This is a genomic window from Streptomyces sp. NPDC014006 (assembly GCF_043088925.1).
Lineage (GTDB): Bacteria > Actinomycetota > Actinomycetes > Streptomycetales > Streptomycetaceae > Streptomyces.
On the sequence record NZ_JBICAJ010000061.1, the window covers coordinates 1 to 1,053 of the forward strand.

The window sequence follows — 1,053 nt, forward strand, 5'->3', positions numbered from 1 at the left end:
GCCCCGGCCCCGTTCCTGTCCGAGGCACAGGTCGCCGAGCTCTACCGCGCCTCCAAGGCCATCCTCAAGGAAGCCCGCTACGAAGGCGCCGGCACCTGCGAGTTCCTCGTCGGCCAGGACGGCACCATCTCCTTCCTCGAGGTCAACACCCGCCTGCAGGTCGAACACCCCGTCACCGAAGAAGTCGCCGGCATCGACCTGGTCCGCGAGATGTTCCGCATCGCCGACGGCGAACCCCTCGGCTACGACGACCCGCCCCTGCGCGGCCACTCCTTCGAGTTCCGCATCAACGGCGAGGACCCGGGCCGCGGCTTCCTGCCCGCCCCCGGCACCGTCACCACGTTCAACCCGCCGTCGGGCCCCGGCGTCCGCCTCGACGCCGGCGTCGAATCCGGCAGCGTCATCGGCCCCGCCTGGGACTCCCTGCTCGCCAAACTCATCGTCACCGGCCGCACCCGCGCCGAAGCCCTCCAGCGCGCCGCCCGCGCCCTGGAGGAGTTCCAGGTCGAAGGCATGGCCACCGCCATCCCCTTCCACCGCAAGGTCGTCACCGACCCCGCCTTCGCCCCCGAACTCACCGGCTCCACCGACCCCTTCACGGTCCACACCCGCTGGATCGAGACCGAGTTCACCAACGACATCACCCCCTTCACCGCCCCCGCCGACACCGACGCGGACGAGGAAGCGGGCCGCGAGACGGTCGTCGTCGAGGTCGGCGGCAAGCGCCTGGAGGTCTCCCTGCCCTCCAGCCTCGGCATGAGCCTGGCCCGCACCGGCCTCGCCGCCGGCGCCAAGCCCAAACGCCGCGCCGCGAAGAAGTCCGGCCCCGTCGCCTCCGGCGACACCCTCGCCTCCCCCATGCAGGGCACCATCGTCAAGATCGCCGTCGAGGAGGGCCAGGAAGTCAAGGAAGGCGACCTCGTCGTCGTCCTGGAGGCCATGAAGATGGAACAGCCCCTCAACGCCCACAAGTCCGGCACCATCAAGGGCCTCACCGCCGAAGTCGGCGCCTCCCTCACCAGCGGCGCCGCCATCTGCGAGATCACGGACTGA

The 1,053-nt window shown here is 70.9% G+C and carries 1 protein-coding gene; it reads left to right on the plus strand.

The window, feature by feature from the left end; genetic code table 11:
- Window positions 1-1,053 (plus strand): biotin/lipoyl-containing protein (locus tag ACF1GV_RS42610; protein ID WP_391692554.1); only part of this gene is annotated, 1,053 nt, incomplete at its 5' end.